This window comes from Bartonella bacilliformis KC583 (assembly GCF_000015445.1).
In the GTDB taxonomy this organism is placed as follows: Bacteria; Pseudomonadota; Alphaproteobacteria; order Rhizobiales; family Rhizobiaceae; genus Bartonella; species Bartonella bacilliformis.
This window is the reverse complement of record NC_008783.1, coordinates 1-16,977: the sequence shown is the minus strand read 5'-3', so window position 1 is coordinate 16,977 and position 16,977 is coordinate 1. Positions and strand designations below refer to the sequence as shown.

The 16,977-nt window shown below is 36.5% G+C and carries 15 protein-coding genes; 7 read left to right on the top strand and 8 right to left on the bottom strand.

Going from position 1 to position 16,977, the window contains the following annotated elements:
* The first annotated feature begins 100 nt into the window (after positions 1 to 100).
* Entirely contained in the window at positions 101 to 580 is a 480-nt protein-coding gene (locus BARBAKC583_RS00085; RefSeq protein ID WP_005765696.1) for a hypothetical protein, read from the top strand.
* On the opposite strand, the gene BARBAKC583_RS00080 is transcribed toward BARBAKC583_RS00085, so the two are convergent.
* The 6 genes from BARBAKC583_RS00080 to rho form a co-directional block, all read right to left on the bottom strand.
* Positions 581 to 1,492, bottom strand: a complete 912-nt coding sequence (locus BARBAKC583_RS00080; protein WP_005765693.1) for a ParB/RepB/Spo0J family partition protein — start codon at positions 1,490 to 1,492, stop codon at positions 581 to 583.
* Between the two features lie 51 nt (positions 1,493 to 1,543).
* Positions 1,544 to 2,341, bottom strand: coding sequence for a ParA family protein (locus BARBAKC583_RS00075; RefSeq protein ID WP_005765692.1), 798 nt, complete (start codon positions 2,339 to 2,341; stop codon positions 1,544 to 1,546).
* Positions 2,342 to 2,346: 5 nt separating this feature from the next.
* On the bottom strand, positions 2,347 to 2,994 hold the full coding sequence (gene rsmG, locus BARBAKC583_RS00070) for a 16S rRNA (guanine(527)-N(7))-methyltransferase RsmG (protein ID WP_005765690.1): 648 nt from the start codon (positions 2,992 to 2,994) through the stop codon (positions 2,347 to 2,349).
* Complete coding sequence (gene mnmG / locus BARBAKC583_RS00065; RefSeq protein ID WP_005765688.1) at positions 2,994 to 4,862, bottom strand: tRNA uridine-5-carboxymethylaminomethyl(34) synthesis enzyme MnmG; 1,869 nt, start codon at positions 4,860 to 4,862, stop codon at positions 2,994 to 2,996. The genes rsmG and mnmG overlap by 1 nt, the downstream gene beginning before the upstream one ends.
* 108 nt (positions 4,863 to 4,970) lie before the next feature.
* Positions 4,971 to 6,278 carry a tRNA uridine-5-carboxymethylaminomethyl(34) synthesis GTPase MnmE gene (gene mnmE / locus BARBAKC583_RS00060; protein WP_005765686.1) on the bottom strand — a complete coding sequence of 436 codons (1,308 nt, stop codon included), beginning with the start codon at positions 6,276 to 6,278 and terminating at the stop codon, positions 4,971 to 4,973.
* Positions 6,279 to 6,311: 33 nt separating this feature from the next.
* The gene (rho, locus tag BARBAKC583_RS00055) at positions 6,312 to 7,577 is read right to left on the bottom strand and encodes a transcription termination factor Rho (protein ID WP_011807238.1); all 1,266 of its coding nucleotides are present in this window, start codon (positions 7,575 to 7,577) and stop codon (positions 6,312 to 6,314) included.
* A 615-nt stretch (positions 7,578 to 8,192) separates the two neighbouring features.
* Between rho and BARBAKC583_RS00050 the strand changes: the two genes are divergently transcribed.
* The 6 genes from BARBAKC583_RS00050 to polA all read left to right on the top strand — a co-directional run bounded on the left by BARBAKC583_RS00050 (position 8,193) and on the right by polA (position 15,008).
* A complete protein-coding gene (locus BARBAKC583_RS00050) occupies positions 8,193 to 9,032 on the top strand; it encodes a pyruvate, water dikinase regulatory protein (protein ID WP_011807237.1) in 840 nt (279 codons plus the stop codon).
* Complete coding sequence (locus BARBAKC583_RS00045; protein ID WP_005765673.1) at positions 9,029 to 9,625, top strand: Maf family nucleotide pyrophosphatase; 597 nt, start codon at positions 9,029 to 9,031, stop codon at positions 9,623 to 9,625. The genes BARBAKC583_RS00050 and BARBAKC583_RS00045 overlap by 4 nt, the downstream gene beginning before the upstream one ends.
* Positions 9,618 to 10,493: a shikimate dehydrogenase gene (locus BARBAKC583_RS00040; protein ID WP_005765671.1), complete on the top strand. Its 876-nt coding sequence runs from the start codon at positions 9,618 to 9,620 to the stop codon at positions 10,491 to 10,493. The genes BARBAKC583_RS00045 and BARBAKC583_RS00040 overlap by 8 nt, the downstream gene beginning before the upstream one ends.
* The gene (gene coaE, locus BARBAKC583_RS00035) at positions 10,490 to 11,092 is read left to right on the top strand and encodes a dephospho-CoA kinase (RefSeq protein ID WP_005765670.1); all 603 of its coding nucleotides are present in this window, start codon (positions 10,490 to 10,492) and stop codon (positions 11,090 to 11,092) included. Before BARBAKC583_RS00040 ends, coaE begins: the two co-directional genes overlap by 4 nt.
* Positions 11,093 to 11,096: 4 nt before the next feature.
* Positions 11,097 to 11,801 (top strand): DNA polymerase III subunit epsilon, encoded by a 705-nt coding sequence (gene dnaQ / locus BARBAKC583_RS00030; RefSeq protein WP_005765667.1) that lies wholly within the window; start codon positions 11,097 to 11,099, stop codon positions 11,799 to 11,801.
* 300 nt (positions 11,802 to 12,101) lie between these two features.
* Positions 12,102 to 15,008 (top strand): DNA polymerase I, encoded by a 2,907-nt coding sequence (gene polA, locus BARBAKC583_RS00015; RefSeq protein ID WP_005765665.1) that lies wholly within the window; start codon positions 12,102 to 12,104, stop codon positions 15,006 to 15,008.
* Here polA and BARBAKC583_RS00010 read toward each other — a convergent pair.
* A complete protein-coding gene (locus tag BARBAKC583_RS00010) occupies positions 14,974 to 15,873 on the bottom strand; it encodes an endonuclease/exonuclease/phosphatase family protein (RefSeq protein WP_005765663.1) in 900 nt (299 codons plus the stop codon). The genes polA and BARBAKC583_RS00010 overlap by 35 nt on opposite strands.
* A 118-nt stretch (positions 15,874 to 15,991) precedes the next feature.
* Positions 15,992 to 16,765 (bottom strand): Bax inhibitor-1/YccA family protein, encoded by a 774-nt coding sequence (locus BARBAKC583_RS00005; protein ID WP_005765660.1) that lies wholly within the window; start codon positions 16,763 to 16,765, stop codon positions 15,992 to 15,994.
* Positions 16,766 to 16,977 lie beyond the last annotated feature (212 nt).

Genomic DNA, 16,977 nt, shown 5'->3' with positions numbered 1-16,977 from the left:
CTGGAGAAAAAGCGCTTTATAGAGAAGGTTTGTAACAAAAAATAAAATGGATAAGAGATTTTTGCCATCCCCTACAAAAAAGAAGAGATTATTTTTAGCTATGTTAAAAATTACATTGCATGTGTTTTTTATTTTGCTTTTTCCTTTTGCAACTTATGCTCAAGAAACAATAAAAAATGAGCCAGACGGTCACTTTATTCTGACACCTACCAACAACCCAAAGATCGTGGCCAATTATCCTTTAACCGAAAATTTTCTTGAAAAAATGGAAAAAGCCAAACAAAAAATTATCAATTTACCTCCAGAACTACAAACATCTCACACTGAAAATGACCATAGCATTGAAGGACTTATTGCTTTTGTGTCTAGTCGACCACATTTAAAAGAAATTTTAGACAATAATGGCCTTACTCCTAAAGATTACGTTATAGGCTTTATCGCGCTGCAAGCAACATTGATAGCAGTCACGGCACTCGAAGATACGGATGCTTTTTTCGACGAAACAACTACCGTATTTCAAGATAATTTAAAATTTGGTCAAAAACATATTAACAGAATTCGTGCTTTTTTAGACTATTGATTAATCTTGCAAACGTCGACAAATATCGTCTAACTGCTCTAACGAAGAATAATGAATTTTTAAATTTCCGCCTTTTTTGCTATGCTGAATAATAACTTTCATTCCAATGATATCGGAAAGTAATTTTTCTAAAGATTCTGTTTCTGCATCTTTTTCTTTTACAATTTTCTTTTTATTTTCAGAGTCCATTCGTTCATTAGCAAGCATTTCTGCCTGACGTACAGAAAGACCTTCACGAATAATCTTGTTAGCTAAATCTCGTGGATTATCAACTGTGATAAGACAACGTGCATGACCTGCTGAAAGTTGACCTTCTATCACAAATTGTTGCACTTCAGGTGGAAGTTTTAATAAGCGGAGAGTATTTGCAATATGGCTGCGACTTTTTCCGATAATCTGCGCAAGCTCCACTTGAGTATAACCATGCTCATTGAGCAAAAGTTCATATCCCTTCCCTTCTTCAATAGAATTGAGATCCGTGCGTTGAATATTTTCAATAATGGCTAATTCTAAAGCTGTCTTATCATCCACATCGCGAATAATAACGGGCAGTTGACTTAAATTTGCTCGCTGTGCAGCACGCCATCGCCGTTCACCAGCAATTAATTCAAACCGGTTTGGATAATTACGCGAAGGCCTTACAACGATAGGCTGAATAACACCATGTTGGCGAATTGATTGCGCTAAATCATCAAGTTCTAAATCGGTAAAATAGCGCCGCGGATTGCATGGGTTGGGTGAAATAAGCTCAATAGAAACGATTTTTTCAAAAGCAATCTCTGACTTAACAGACAATCCGGAGAAATCTGGTTGATATTCTGATTGATATACAGAATTACCATCCAAATTGATATCTCCAATTAACGCTGCCAACCCACGTCCCAGTCTCTTTTTTGATTGATCCTCATTCATAACTTCGCTCTTTGAATTTATTTTTACAATAAATCACGTTTCTTGTATTTTTTAAGCAGCTGCTTCTGCTTGTTTTTCACGTTGAATAACTTCTGATGCTAATCGTAAATAAGCCTGGCTCCCTGCACATTTAAGATCATAAAGCAATGCTGGCTTACCAAAAGAAGGGGCTTCAGATACACGTACATTACGCGGAATAACGGTACGATAAACTTTTTCTCCCATAAAAGAGCGCACATCTTCAACAACTTGATTTGAAAGATTATTACGTCCATCATACATCGTTAACACAATACCTTGAATTTCTAGAGATGGATTCAGAGCATATCGCACCTGTTTTACTGTTTCAAGCAACTGACTTAAACCTTCAAGCGCTAAAAATTCGCATTGCATCGGTACTAAAACAGAATCCGCAGCCCCCATAGCGTTTAATGTCAAAAGGTTAAGTGAAGGAGGACAATCTATCAAAATATAATTAAATTTTTTGGCGACTTTTTGGTCATCACAAAGCGCTTTACGCAACCGTTTAATACGATCTAATGATGAAGCAATTTCCATTTCTACACCTAAAAGATCAAGTGTAGAAGGCACAATATGCAGGTTAGGAACAACCGTTTTTAAAGCAGCCTTTGCAATTGAAACTCCAGAAACTAAAACATCATACGATGATAAAGGACGATTATTACGATCAATTCCCAGAGCTGTACTCGCATTACCTTGTGGATCAATATCCATAATAAGAACATTTTTCCCAATAGCTGCTAAAGCTGTTGCGAGATTAATTGTTGTAGTTGTTTTACCGACCCCACCTTTTTGGTTTGCAACAGCGATGATCCGTGTTTCGTTCATCTTGTTTATCCTTGACATGATCGAACATGAGAAATTTCTAAAATAACAGAATTTTCATCAATTTTACTTTGATGTTTCAGTAAATTAAAGCGCCAATTGGCATAAGCATTTTCTACTTCTATAGCGTAATCCCTACCTTTTTGCAAAAGAGCAATTGTTTTTTGTTTTAACCAAGGAAATGTTAGCTGCAAAAGAGTATTTAATGAAGCTAAACCTCGTGCTGTTATAATTTCTGGCGCATTGATTTTTTGATAAACATCTTCAATTCTACAATGATATACAGTTGCTGGAAGATTAAGTTGAGCAATAACTGTTCGTAAAAAAGCAACTTTTTTTCCATTACTTTCAATCAAATCAATGTGTCCTTTTTGTTTTTCTTTAAGAAAGATAGCAATAACAATAGCGGGGAATCCTCCTCCTGAACCCAAATCACACCAATGTAAACATTGACTGTATAAAGGATAAATCTGCGCAGAATCTAAGATATGACGTGTCCATAAAAATGGTACTGTTGCAGCAGATATCAAATTAATATGTGCATTCCACTGAATGATAAGAGATTCAAACTGTATTAAATTTTCCATCGTTTCACGTGAAACAGAGGGTAACATATTTAAAAGCTCCTGATATTTTTGTTCTACCAAAACAACCATTAAGCCAATTTCCCCTTTTCGCGTCGTTGACGTTGAATATATGTAATAATTAATGATAATGCTGCTGGTGTCATACCATCAATTTTTTGTGCATCTGCTATCGAACGCGGTGATATTTTCTGAATTTTTGTTTTTAACTCATTTGAAAGACCATAAATAGCCTGAATATTAAGAGATGAGGGAATTTCTAAACTTTCATCTCTTTGAAGAGCTGCAATATCTTGCTTTTGTCTTTCTAAATAAACCGCATATTGCGCCTCAATTTCTAAAGATTCAACTGTTTTAGCATCAATTGAGTGCAATTGTGGCCAAAAGTCTGTAAGGCGTGCGACATTCATGTTAGGATAAGATAAAAGACTATAAGCTGAACGCCGAACTCCATCATTATTTATTTGTAATCCATGAGCAGACGCTTCATTAGGAGTCAAAAAAAGCTTTTGGCAGATTGATCTTGCATGATCAAGGCGTTGCTGTTTATTTTGATAGCATGTCCAACGTTTATGGCTGACAATACCCCATTCTTGTGCCAAAGGTGTTAAACGAGCATCAGCATTGTCAGCACGCAAAGATAAACGAAATTCAGCACGTGATGTAAACATTCGATAAGGTTCACAAACTCCACGTGAAATTAAATCATCTATCATCACACCAATATAAGCCGTAGAACGACTTAAGATAATTTCGTCTAATCCCCCAACTTGGCGTGCAGCGTTCAGTCCAGCTAAAAGGCCTTGTGCTGCAGCTTCTTCATATCCCGTTGTACCATTAATTTGGCCAGCTAAAAATAATCCCGGTAAAGATCGTAATTCTAGGGTTTTACTAAGATATTGTGGATTAATAAAATCATACTCAATAGCATAACCGGGCTGCAAAACATTAACATTTTCTAGCCCTTCTATTGTTTTTAATAAAGAAATTTGTACATCCTCAGGAAGAGAGGTCGATATACCATTAGGGTAAATAACGTCATCCTCTAATCCTTCTGGTTCTAAGAAAATTTGATGTCCATCACGTTCACCAAATTTAATAATCTTATCTTCAATTGAAGGACAATAACGAGGCCCAACTCCCTCAATAGCTCCAGAATATAAAGCAGAACGGTGAATATTTTCACTAATAATGTGATGTGTTTGTGCATTTGTACGTGTTATTGCACATTCAATCTGAGGTTGTTTAATTTTTTCTGTTAAAAAAGAAAAAGGAACTGGATCTTCATCAGCTTGTTGTTTAGGAAGAACATCCCAGCGAATTGTTTTTTTACTAAGACGGGCAGGAGTTCCTGTTTTTAATCGCCCAAAACTGATCCCATAATTTTTTAAGCGTTCAGCAAGTTGCACACTTGCCTGTTCACCCATACGTCCAGCAGGCCACGTTTTATCACCTATATGAATAAGACCATTTAAGAATGTCCCTGTTGTTAAAACGACAGCACCAGAAAAAATATTTCCTTGATTTTTTAAAAAAACACCTGAAACGCGATTATTTTTAACAATTATGTCAACAACTTCATCTTCAATGATAAATAAATTATCTTGCTCTCGTAAAAGCTTTTGAATTGCTTTTTTGTATAATTGTCGATCAGCTTGTGTACGTGGTCCCCTTACTGCTGGTCCTTTACGTCGATTAAGAAGTCGAAATTGTATTCCTGCAAAATCCGCAGCTCGCCCCATTAAGCCATCTAAAGCGTCTATCTCGCGGACCAGATGTCCTTTTCCAAGTCCACCAATAGCTGGATTACAAGACATTGTCCCCATGTCCGATAAGCGATATGTAACGAGTGCCGTCCGTGCTCCAGTGCGTGCAGAAGCTGAAGCAGCTTCACAGCCAGCATGCCCCCCTCCAACGATAATAACGTCATATGATTGCATTTGATCATTCCATAAAGAATCATCCGTAAAGTTTCACGTGAAACAGAGTCCTAAAATACATGATCTTATAAAGATGTCTATGAAATAATTAATTTTTCACGTGAAACATTATTTACCAATACAAAATTGTGAAAAAATAATATCAAGCAAATCCTCAACATCAATATCGCCTGTAATTCGTCCAAGAGCATCACTAGCACGGCGAAGATGCTCTGCACGTAAACTTAAATCAAGAAAAGTATAATTTATTGAAGAATCAATTTCTTTAACAGCCTCTTTCAATAACTGAATCTGCCTTTTTCGTGCTGGAAAAATATTTCCAATCTCAGCAATACGATGCAAACAAAAAGATTCTATTTCTTTTAAAAAATAATCAAAATTTAAACCATTCAATGCTGAAAATTGTATGGGCCAACGCGTTTTATCACCTTCACAAATATCAAGTTTATTACCAACACGCCATATTTCAGCTGATGTATTTGGTAAAGAGATTTTTTGAGGATTTTTCATGTCATCAACCAAAATCACAAGATCAGCATCCAAAACATGTTGCTTTGCAATATCTATTCCTAATTGTTCGATTTTGCTTTCTGTTTCCCTAAAACCAGCAGTATCCATTACTAAAACAGGTAAGCCACCGAGAATTAATCTGACCTCTAAAGCATCACGTGTTGTTCCTTCCTCTTCAGTCACAATAGCTACAGGTCTTCCTGCAAGACGGTTGATAATGCTTGATTTTCCAGAATTTGGAACACCTACAATAACGACTTTTATTCCATCACGTAAAATATTCGCGCGTTCTCCTTCAGCTATATGTTCACAAAGTGAATCGCTGAGCTCCTGCATATTTTGCCAGACTTTATCAGAGGAAAAATTAGAAACATCTGCCTCATCAGAAAAGTCAAGCTCTGCTTCAATCAAAGCGCGTGCTGTCATAAGTTTATTGCGCCAATGACGATAAAGCTCTGTCAGATGACCATTTGCACCCATAACAGCTAAACGTCTTTGGCTTTCTGTCTCTGCTTCTATTAAATCAGCAAGACCTTCTGCTTGAACGAGATCTATTTTTCCCTCAATAAATGCTCGACGTGAAAATTCGCCTGCTTCTGCAAGACGACATCCAGTAAATGTAGATAATTCATCAAGAAAGCGATTAACAACGGCTTTTCCTCCATGCAAATGAAATTCTGCACAATCCTCTCCTGTAAAACTATGAGGACGGGGGAAAAAAACAGTTAAAGCGGAATCCAAAAAACTACCATCACGTGCAATAAGATCCCCGTGATGCATAAAACGCGCTTTAGGCAAACAACCACAAAGCGTTTTTACAATATCAACAACACGAGGACCAGAAACTCTTATGACTGCGACGCCTGAAGGCAATAACCCACTTGAAACAGCAAAGATTGTATCCACAGGATTAATCCTAAATTTTTAAATATTATGTTTCTAAGTATTCATTGAATCAAAGAATTCACTATTATTTTTTGTATGTTTCAATTTATCAATCAAAAATTCCATTGCATCTGTTATATTCATCGGAGCTAAAATACGACGAAGTACGAAAATTTTATGCAAATCTTGACGTGCTACTAAAAGATCTTCTTTACGCGTTCCTGACTTTAAAACATCCATAGCTGGGAAAATACGTTTGTCAGAAACCTTACGATCAAGAACAATTTCCGAATTCCCTGTTCCTTTAAATTCTTCAAAAATAACTTCATCCATACGACTACCCGTATCAATTAGGGCTGTCGCAATAATAGTTAAAGATCCACCTTCTTCGATATTACGTGCTGCACCAAAAAAGCGCTTTGGACGTTGCAAAGCATTGGCATCAACACCACCTGTCAAAACCTTTCCTGATGAAGGAACAACGGTGTTGTACGCTCGCCCAAGACGGGTAATTGAATCAAGAAGAATAACAACATCACGCCCATATTCAACCAAACGCTTAGCTTTTTCAATAACCATTTCAGCTACACGTACATGACGTATTGCCGGTTCATCAAAGGTAGAAGAAACCACTTCTCCCTTTACAGAACGCTGCATATCTGTAACTTCTTCCGGACGTTCATCAATCAAAAGAACAATAAGATAACATTCAGGGTGATTAGTTGTAATAGAATGAGCTATATTTTGTAATAAAACTGTTTTTCCTGTTCTAGGAGGAGCTACAATCAATCCTCGCTGACCTTTTCCTAGTGGAGATATTAAATCAACAATTCGTGATGATATATCCTTTTCCGTAGGATCTTGAATTTCCATTCGGAAAGGCTCATTTGGATAAAGAGGTGTAAGATTGTCAAAATGAATTTTATAGCGAATTTTCTCAGGATCTTCAAAATTTATTTTATTCACTTTAAGGAGAGCAAAATAATGTTCTCCCTCTTTCGGACCGCGTATAGGGCCTTCAACAGTATCCCCTGTTTTTAGAGAAAAAGATTGAATTTGTGAGGGTAAAATATAAATATCATCAGGCCCTGGAAGATAATTAGCATCAGCAGATCGTAAAAATCCAAATCCATCTTGTAAAACTTCAACAACGCCCTCCCCAATAATTTCTACGTCTTGCAAAGCGAGCTTTTTCAAGATGGCGAACATCAATTCTTGTTTACGCATCAGTGAAGCGTTTTCAACTTCCAGTGTTTCGGCAAAAGAGATAAGCTCAACAGGGCTTTTACTTTTAAGTTCTTGTAGTTTCATTTCTTGCATGAAATGTTCTCTTTAAAATTTAGAATAGGGAATTATTTTCGAAAAGATCCAACTTTTTTGGGAAAAATTAGAGAATGGACACTCTTTTGGGATAAAGGCATCATACACTTAACTTTCCTAAACTGCAAGAGGTGCTCTTATACCTTATTTTTACGTATAATCTTAAGAATTACATAAAATAATTAGTTTATCTCACATGAGAAAATTTTTTAAAACAAATCTGAAAGAAATAGTCTGTTTGTTTTCTATATGATTGCAGATTAATACCTTTTCCCAGTTTTAAAAAGATTATTTATCAATAGGATTTTTATTTTCAAAATTTTTATAAAAAATATATTTTAAAAGGAAGAGAGGATTATTCTTATTTAAAACTGTGTTTAATGTGAATTATTATTTATAGTCTACTTATCCTCAATTTTTTTTCAAAAAAAGAAATAAAAAAAGAAATAATAAAAATATGTTAGAGATATTATCCCCACTCTTTGTTGATAAAAGAGATTTGTTTATTATAGTTTTTCGATTTGTGCATAAGAGTGAAAAATTTTCTCTGAGTTTTTATTTTTCGAAAAGCTTTAAAATTATATACACATCTATTAACAAGACGTTAAAATTTACATGAAAAAAGAAAAAAACTTCTTTCATTTGTATATGGTTTCTGATGCAACGGGGGAAACATTAATATCTGCTGGAAAGGCTGTAGCCTCGCAATATCCTACAATTCAGCCGATAGAACATATTTATCCAATGATTCGCAATAAAACACAGTTGCAGCGAGTTCTTGATGAAATTCAAAGAGAACCGGGAATTGTTCTTTACACAATCATTGATCAAGAAATTAAACAGCTTCTTAGTAGAGAATGCACAAAAATAGGAGTTCCCTGTGCTGCTGTCCTCGATCCAGTTTTAAATGTTTTTCAGTCTTATCTTGGAACACCAAAAAACTTGCGCGTTAGTGCACAGCATGACCTTAATACAGATTATTTTCGTCGGATTGAAGCATTAGATTTTACAATAGAACATGATGATGGACAATCTTCAGATGACTTATTCAATGCGGATGTTATTCTTGTAGGAATTTCAAGAACTTCTAAAACACCAACCAGTATTTATTTAGCAAATCGCGGAATAAAAACTGCCAATGTGCCTCTTATTCCAGGAATTGACTTACCAAAGGCTCTTTTAGAAGAAAAAAATTCCCTAATTATTGGTTTAATTGCTTCAGCTGAACGGATTTCACATGTTCGTCAAAATAGAGAATTAGGAAAGGATGTTTCTATTGAAAGATACACTGATCGTGTCAACATAGCTGAAGAATTAACTTATGCAAAACGCATTTGTGAACGTTTTGGTTGGCCTATAATTGATGTTACAAGGCGCTCTATTGAAGAAACTGCAGCTGCAGTTTTTGAGCTTTTATCACGATTTCGTGAAGAAAAATTAAGAGAAATTCTATGAAAAAAAATACGTTAATTTTAGCATCTCGTAGTTTTCATCGTGCGCAACTATTAAAAAATGCCGGTTTGAATTTTTCCGTTGAAGGAGCTTCTTTTGATGAACGAGAAGTGGAAAAAAAAATAGGCACTAAAACTCCAAAAGAGCTTAGCCGTTTTCTTGCAATTGCTAAAGCAAAAAATGTTTCTGATCGCTTTCCTAATACATTGATCATTGGTTGTGATCAGGTTCTTGATTTAGAAGGTCAGGTTTTTCATAAAGTTACAAACAGGAAAGAAGCACATCAACGTTTGCATAGTTTATCAGGGAAAACACATTCTCTTCATAGTGCAGTAGCTTTAGTCCAAAATGGCCAAGAAATCTGGTCTGAAGTTTTTAGTGTTCACATGACAATGCGTTTTCTTTCATCAAAATTCATTGAGCGTTATTTAGAGCATGTAGGGATGGATGTACTCAAGAGTTTAGGGATATATCAGATAGAAGGGGAAGGAATTCATCTTTTTGAAAAAATAGAGGGAGATTATTTCACGATTATTGGCTTACCCTTATTGCCTTTGTTAGCTAAATTACGTCATCTCGGGGTTATTGATGGTTGATTTAGTAGATCACAAGAAAATATGTTCACGTGTTTTTGTTGTTGGTTATCCTATTCATCATTCAAAATCACCAAAAATTCATAAGTTTTGGCTTAAATACTATGGTTTACAGGGGGAATCTGTTTCAGAAGAAGTAACAGTCAGAGAATTTAGTAATTTTATTGCATCAATAAAAAAAGGGAATTTTTTGGGAGGTAATGTTACTTCACCACATAAACAAGAAGCTTTTCGTTTAGCAGATTATAAAGATGGAATAGCAACAGCTATTGGTGCTGCGAATACATTGTGGATTGAAGGGAAAAAACTTCTTGCTACAAATAGTGATGCTTATGGTTTTAGTGCTAATCTTGATGATTTTGTTCCTGGTTGGGCTGGGGAAACGGCTCTTGTTTTCGGTGCTGGGGGTGCAGCGCGTGCTATTATCTACGCTTTAAAAAAACGAAAATTTGAGCGTATTTTTTTGTTCAATCGTACAAAAAAAAATGCAGATGATTTAGCTGAATATTTCGGAAAATCTACTATAAAAGTCTATGATTGGTGTAGCTCTTGTGAAAAAGCTCGTCAGGCAGATTTAATTGTGAATACGACTTCTATGGATATGATAAACTTTAGTGAAAGAGAAAACGGGGCTTTTTTTGATTTTCACAAAACAAAACCAACAGCATTGGTAACAGATGTTGTCTATACTCCGTTGATTACACCTTTTTTACAACAAGCAAAAGCCCATGGTTTAAAAACAGTCAACGGACTTGGTATGCTCTTACACCAGGCTGTTCCTGGCTTTGAAAAATGGTTTGGAGTGAGACCATCAGTAACAAAAGAATTACGGGCAGCAATTTTAGAAGATATGGGTGAAAATAGGGGATGAAAATTATAGGATTGACTGGATCAATTGCTATGGGAAAATCAACAACGGCGAGTTTTTTTAAACAAGCTGGTATTCCTGTCTTTAGTGCGGATGAAGCTGTACAACAGCTTTATAAAAGTAATCCAACTGTGTCACTTATAGCGCGTATTTTTCCTGATGTTGTTGAAAATGGCCGGGTGAATAACCAAGAGCTTTCTAAAATTTTGGCCAAAGATCATGAAAAACTACAAATACTAGAAAAAACAATTCATCCCTTGGTACGGAAAAAAGAACAAAAATTTATTGAAAAAGCACGCCAACAAGGAAAAGAATTAGTTGTGCTTGATATTCCACTTCTTTTTGAAACAAAAAGTGAAAGTCGAGTAGATAGTGTGGTTGTTGTTTCTGCACCACCAGAAATACAAAAGAAACGCGCAATGAGTCGTCCGAATATGAGTGAGGAGAAATTTGCAATTCTCAATAATCGACAAATGTCTGATGAAGAAAAAAAAGAGCGTGCTGATTTTGTCATTGATACAGGGAAAGATTTAGAGGATACACGCAAACAAGTTTTGCATGTGATAAAAAAATTATCAAAAGACCCTTCTTTAAAGAATTAAAGCAATGCGTGAAATTATTTTTGATACTGAAACAACAGGTTTAGATAAAGATAACGACCGTATTATTGAAATCGGTTGTGTGGAAATGGTTGATCGTTATCTTACAGGACGCCAATTCCATGTCTATTTGAATCCGCAAGGGGTTATTATTCCTGACGAGGTTGTCGCAATCCACGGATTGACCAATGAGCGTTTAAAAGGTGAAAAAAAATTTGATGATATTGCTGATGAGCTTCTAGAATTTATAGATGGCGCAATGATGATTGCTCATAATGCAAATTTTGATATTAGCTTTCTTAATGCAGAATTAAAACGGGTAAATAAGCCACTGATCAGCATTGATAATGTCATCGACACATTAGCTATGGCGCGGCGAAAATTTCCTATGGGGCCTAATTCTCTTGATGTTTTATGTAAACGTTTTGGGATTGATAATAGTCACCGTATTCTTCATGGTGCTCTTCTTGATGCAGAAATTCTTGCTGATGTCTATATTGAATTAATTGGGGGTAAACAGGGAACATTAGGATTTTATAACAGTAATGGTCGTCATTTAAACACTGAAAATGGCAGCAATATTTCTTATGTCTTTAAAATTCGCCCACAGGCCCTGCCTCCAAGGTTAAGTGAACAAGAAAAAAGCATGCATGCTGACCTGGTCAACCAAATAGGCAAAAAAGCTTTATGGAATCAGTTCAAGATCCCTTAAGAAGAATATAGCCCTTTGAGAAACTACTCCTAAAATTGGTCGTTGTGGGGAGGGGGACACCACAACGACCTAACCGTTACACTGTACCTTCAGCTACTATAGAAGGAGTAAATGAAAGCAATAGCACCCTCTATAATAGCAAAGAAAAGCTCTCGGTACTGACTCTAAACCGTAACGGCATAGTGTTTTATAAAAACAAAAAAATGGCTTTTCAGAGGCAATTTAATAAATTTTTGAAAAATATCAAAAAAAGTATAAAGTTGAACCTGCTCTAGGTTTAAAGGGAGAGATGTAACGATTATGAAAATAAATGATCACCTTTTTTTGGTTGATGGATCAAGCTACATTTTTCGTGCTTATCATGCTCTTCCACCCTTAAAGCGCAAAAAAGATGGACTTCCTGTGGGAGCTGTCTCTGGCTTTTGTAATATGCTATGGAGATTACTCTGTGATGCCCGTAACACTGCTGTTGGTCTCACTCCGACACATTTTGCTGTTATTTTTGATCATTCATCTCATACGTTTCGTAAGCAAATTTATCCTGAATATAAAGCTAATAGGGCAACGCCTCCTGACGATCTTATCCCTCAATTCTCTTTGATAAGGCAAGCTACCAAGGCTTTTAATGTGCCTTGTATCGAAAAAGAAGGGTTTGAAGCTGATGATTTAATTGCGACTTATGCACATTTAGCAACTCAAGTTGGTGCAAAGACAACCATTATTTCTTCTGATAAAGATTTAATGCAATTGGTGAATGCACATGTGTCCCTGTATGATGGGATGAAAGACAAACATATAGGGGTTGCTGAGGTTGTGGAAAAATGGGGTGTAACACCTGACAAGATGGTCGACTTACAAGCTTTAACTGGAGATCCAGTCGATAATATACCGGGTATACCAGGTATTGGTCCCAAAACTGCGGCTCAATTATTGAATCAGTTTGGGTCTCTCGATCTTTTGTTGCAACATGTGTCAGAAATTAAGCAAACAAAACGACGTGAAAATATTCAAACTTACGGTAAGCAAACAGAGATTTCCCGCGTATTGGTCAAGCTTAAAACAGATGTTCCTATAGATAATGATTTAGATAGTTTTATTTTGGAGCCACAAGATGGTCCACGCTTGATTGCTTTTCTAAAAGCTATGGAATTTACAACACTGACTCGTCGTGTTGCAGAAGCCACCGAGTGTGATGCAACGATTATCGAGGCATGTGATGTAGAGACTGAGTGGACAGAGACTGTTCATGGGCCTGATCTAGATGTTCAAAAAGCTGACGCAGCGTTATCTCATACTTCTTCTGAAAATTGCCCACAATTTTTAGCGCAAAAACGTAAAGAACAAGCTTTTACCCAAGTTATCACAAGAGATGCTTATGAAACTCTTCTTGATGAAGATATTTTGAAAAAGTGGTTATTGGAAGCAGAAGAACAAGGCTATTTTTCCTTTGATACGGAAACAACGTCTCTTGATCCTATGCAAGCCAAACTTGTCGGTTTTTCATTGGCATTACAGCCTAATAAAGCTGCCTATATACCCTTGGAACATATTGAAGGAGGAAACGATCTTTTTGGAGGAGAGCGTATTGTTGGACAAATTGAGACACAAAGGGCTTTAGCGCTTTTAAAGCCGATACTAGAAAATCAGGCAGTGCTCAAAATTGGTCAGAACATGAAATATGACTGGTTGGTTATGAGGCAATACGATATTACGATACGTTCTTTCGATGATACAATGCTTTTGTCCTATGTTTTAGATGCCGGAATATCGACACATGGTATGGATGTTTTGTCTGAACGCTGGCTTGGGCATACACCAATTGCTTACAAGAATTTAACGTGTGATGGAAAAAAGATTGTTTCTTTTGCACAAGTGGATTTGAAACAGGCAACTCTTTATGCAGCAGAAGATGCAGATATAACGCTACGTTTATGGCAAGTTTTGAAACCACAGCTTGTTGCACAGGGGATGACAAAGATCTATGAACGTCTTGATCGACCTTTAATAGAGGTTCTTGCAAGAATGGAAGAACGCGGCATTCTTGTTGATCGGCAGATCTTATCGTGTCTTTCAGGCGAATTAGCACAAGCTGCTTTAAGTTTAGAAGAAGAAATTTATCAGCTGGCTGGTGAACAATTTAATATTGCTTCACCAAAACAACTGGGGGATATACTCTTTAGTAAAATTGGTTTGCCTGGAGGGGCTAAAACAAAAGGTGGGCAGTGGTCAACTTCTGCACAGATCTTGGAGGAATTGGCTGCTGAGGGTCATATGTTGCCACGTAAAATTGTTGATTGGCGCCAAATTGCAAAGTTAAAATCTACCTATACAGACGCTTTGCCCTCTTATATCTCGCCTAAAACGGGGCGTGTTCATACAAATTATTCTCTCGCAACAACATCAACAGGGCGGTTATCATCCTCAGAGCCTAATTTACAAAACATTCCAATTCGGACTATTGAGGGGCGTAAAATTCGAACAGCTTTTATTGCTTCTGAAGGCTGTCTGCTCTTATCAGCTGATTATAGCCAAATTGAATTGCGCCTTCTTGCACATATTGCGGATATTACTGCGTTAAAAGAAGCTTTTGCACAAGGGCAAGATATTCATGCTATGACTGCGTCCCAGATGTTTGGTGTTGCGATAGAGAGAATGTCCTCAGATGTACGTCGTCGTGCAAAGGCGATTAATTTTGGCATTATTTACGGTATATCAGCTTTTGGTTTAGCAAATCAACTTGGTATTTCTCGGGAAGAAGCAAGCCACTATATTCGTGTCTATTTTGAGAGATTTCCAGGAATTCAATCTTATATGGAAGCGACGAAAATATTTGCACGTCAACATGGTTACGTAGAGACTATTTTTGGACGTCGTATCCATTATCCAGAGATAAAGGCAAGAGATCGACAAGTCCGTGCTTTTAATGAACGTGCTGCTATCAATGCACCTATTCAGGGATCAGCAGCAGATATTATTCGCCGTGCTATGATACAAATGGAAGGTGCTTTAGAAAAAGAAGGACTGTCTGCTAAAATGTTGCTGCAAGTTCATGATGAACTAATTTTTGAAATACCGAAAGCTGAAAGTGAAAAAACTAAAGCTATTGTTAAAAAGGTGATGGAAAATGCCACAATGCCAGCATTATCCTTATCTGTGCCGCTTGAAGTGAAGGTCATGGTTGCTCAAAATTGGGATGAAGCGCATTAGCTTCTTTATTCTTAAGAGAAGTTATTGTATTGCCAAGATCAAGATAAGCCTTAATAGGTAAATGATCCGAGGCAATACGGGCCAGAGGAGAGAGATGACTTTCAACGCCTGTTATTAATTGATGAGGGAAAGCAAAAACCCTATCAAGAGCAAGAAAAGGAAAGCGAGAGGGAAAGCTTGGTACAACTCCAAGTGTGGTATCAAAATAAAGAGAAAAATGATGCAATGATGATCTTTTTCCAACACGCCATTCATTAAGATCACCAATGATGAGTGTAGGCATAAAGGGGCGTTTTTGCAGCAACGCAAGAAGCATTTTTACTTGTTTATTACGAGAATGACGCAATAAACTAAAATGAGCGGCAATAACACGAATAGCTCCCATATTCATTTCTAATTCTGCAATCACGGCACCACGTGGTTCAATGCCGGGTAAATTGATTTGCAAAATATCACGCACGTGTCCTTGGCGTAAAAAAAGAGCATTGCCATGCCAACCGTGACCATGGGGTGACTTTGTGTTTAAAGGGACTAAAGTTAGATCTGTTTCAGATTTTAGAAATTCAAGATCAATAAAACCGATACGTTCCTCAAAACGCTTATCCACTTCTTGGAGAGCGAGAATATCAGCTTGTAGTTCAGCAATAACACGCACAATACGAGTGGGGTTAAAAACTTTATCAACACCTACACATTTATGAACATTGTAAGAAGCGGCTACAAGGTCGTAGCTAGCCTGATGGTTCGTTGTATTTGACTGGTAACCACAGCGCTTATGGAGTGCACTTAAGAAAGGATTATAAAATTTATTCTCAATAAATTTGGTAGGCCAGTGAAATCTTAACTTATTAGGCTTTTTTGTCATTTTTTTACTATTTTGGATATTTTCCTAACATGGTTAAGGTAAAAGAAAGTGCTTATTAAAAAATAAAAAGCCCTACTTCTTAAAGGAAGTAGGGCTTTCAAATAAAAATGTCTTTGAATTAATCACGGTTTGAACCAAGAAATTGCAACAAGAAAACAAACATATTGATGAAATCAAGATAAAGATTTAATGCGCCCATAATAATCTTACGACCACGGGTGTCATCTTCATCGCCTTCATAATACATAGTCTTAATGGTTTGTGTATTGTAAGCTGTTAAACCAGCGAAAATCAAAACGCCAATCACAGAGATAGCAAATTGCAAAGCATCGGATCCAAGAAAAATATTAATAATCATGGAAAGCATCAAACCAATCATACCTATGAATAGGAATGAACCCATAGCAGTAAGATCACGCTTTGTGGTGTAACCATAAAGCGAAAGAGAACCAAAAGCTGCAGCGGTGATAACAAATGTTTGTACAATACTTTCTGGTGTGTAACGCAAAATAATTGATGATAATGACAAGCCAACAAGCATTGCATAGCCATAAAAGAGACTACGAGCAGCACTTGTGCTGAGCGTATTAATTTTAAAACTAAGAAACAAAACAGCTATAAGCGGCGAAAACATAATAACATAGGATAAAGGTGATGTATAAAACGCTACCCCAAAAGATGTTAGGTAAACACTGCTATTGATTTGGGCAGCCGCTAGGTTCATATCTGTTGTTGTGGTCAATGATGCAATTGCATAAGCTGCAGCGGCTGTAACAAGTAGACCAATGGCCATTGTATTGTAAACGCTTAGCATATAACTACGCAATCCTTGATCAATTGATGCATCGGCATGAGAAACAGATGCCGAGCGTAAATTTTTGAAATCAGCCATAATAAAAATCCTTTAGCATACGTTCTGTTGTGGGACTCAAGACTCAAAAGGATCACACCCTTTAAATGAGTTCTATATGAGCTTTGGTAGGGCGGATATAAACACTCTTAAGCTCCATTGGCAGAATTTTAAAATACTGCTCCTATTATGGAGATTTATTTGGAAAATACAAGAGACTTTTGTAAAGAGAAGCTTTACAAATAAGTAATGAA

What these genes read in the sequence shown, in the direction of transcription:
- BARBAKC583_RS00045 (WP_005765673.1), top strand. Translation starts at nt 9,029, where the DNA reads ATGAAAAAAAATACGTTAATTTTAGCATCTCGTAGTTTTCATCGTGCG.
- BARBAKC583_RS00075 (WP_005765692.1), bottom strand. Translation starts at nt 2,341, where the DNA reads ATGAACGAAACACGGATCATCGCTGTTGCAAACCAAAAAGGTGGGGTC.
- BARBAKC583_RS00080 (WP_005765693.1), bottom strand. Translation starts at nt 1,492, where the DNA reads ATGAATGAGGATCAATCAAAAAAGAGACTGGGACGTGGGTTGGCAGCG.
- rho (WP_011807238.1), bottom strand. Translation starts at nt 7,577, where the DNA reads ATGCAAGAAATGAAACTACAAGAACTTAAAAGTAAAAGCCCTGTTGAG.
- dnaQ (WP_005765667.1), top strand. Translation starts at nt 11,097, where the DNA reads ATGCGTGAAATTATTTTTGATACTGAAACAACAGGTTTAGATAAAGAT.
- BARBAKC583_RS00005 (WP_005765660.1), bottom strand. Translation starts at nt 16,765, where the DNA reads ATGGCTGATTTCAAAAATTTACGCTCGGCATCTGTTTCTCATGCCGAT.
- BARBAKC583_RS00085 (WP_005765696.1), top strand. Translation starts at nt 101, where the DNA reads ATGTTAAAAATTACATTGCATGTGTTTTTTATTTTGCTTTTTCCTTTT.
- BARBAKC583_RS00010 (WP_005765663.1), bottom strand. Translation starts at nt 15,873, where the DNA reads ATGACAAAAAAGCCTAATAAGTTAAGATTTCACTGGCCTACCAAATTT.
- BARBAKC583_RS00050 (WP_011807237.1), top strand. Translation starts at nt 8,193, where the DNA reads ATGAAAAAAGAAAAAAACTTCTTTCATTTGTATATGGTTTCTGATGCA.
- coaE (WP_005765670.1), top strand. Translation starts at nt 10,490, where the DNA reads ATGAAAATTATAGGATTGACTGGATCAATTGCTATGGGAAAATCAACA.
- mnmG (WP_005765688.1), bottom strand. Translation starts at nt 4,862, where the DNA reads ATGCAATCATATGACGTTATTATCGTTGGAGGGGGGCATGCTGGCTGT.
- BARBAKC583_RS00040 (WP_005765671.1), top strand. Translation starts at nt 9,618, where the DNA reads ATGGTTGATTTAGTAGATCACAAGAAAATATGTTCACGTGTTTTTGTT.
- polA (WP_005765665.1), top strand. Translation starts at nt 12,102, where the DNA reads ATGAAAATAAATGATCACCTTTTTTTGGTTGATGGATCAAGCTACATT.
- rsmG (WP_005765690.1), bottom strand. Translation starts at nt 2,994, where the DNA reads ATGGTTGTTTTGGTAGAACAAAAATATCAGGAGCTTTTAAATATGTTA.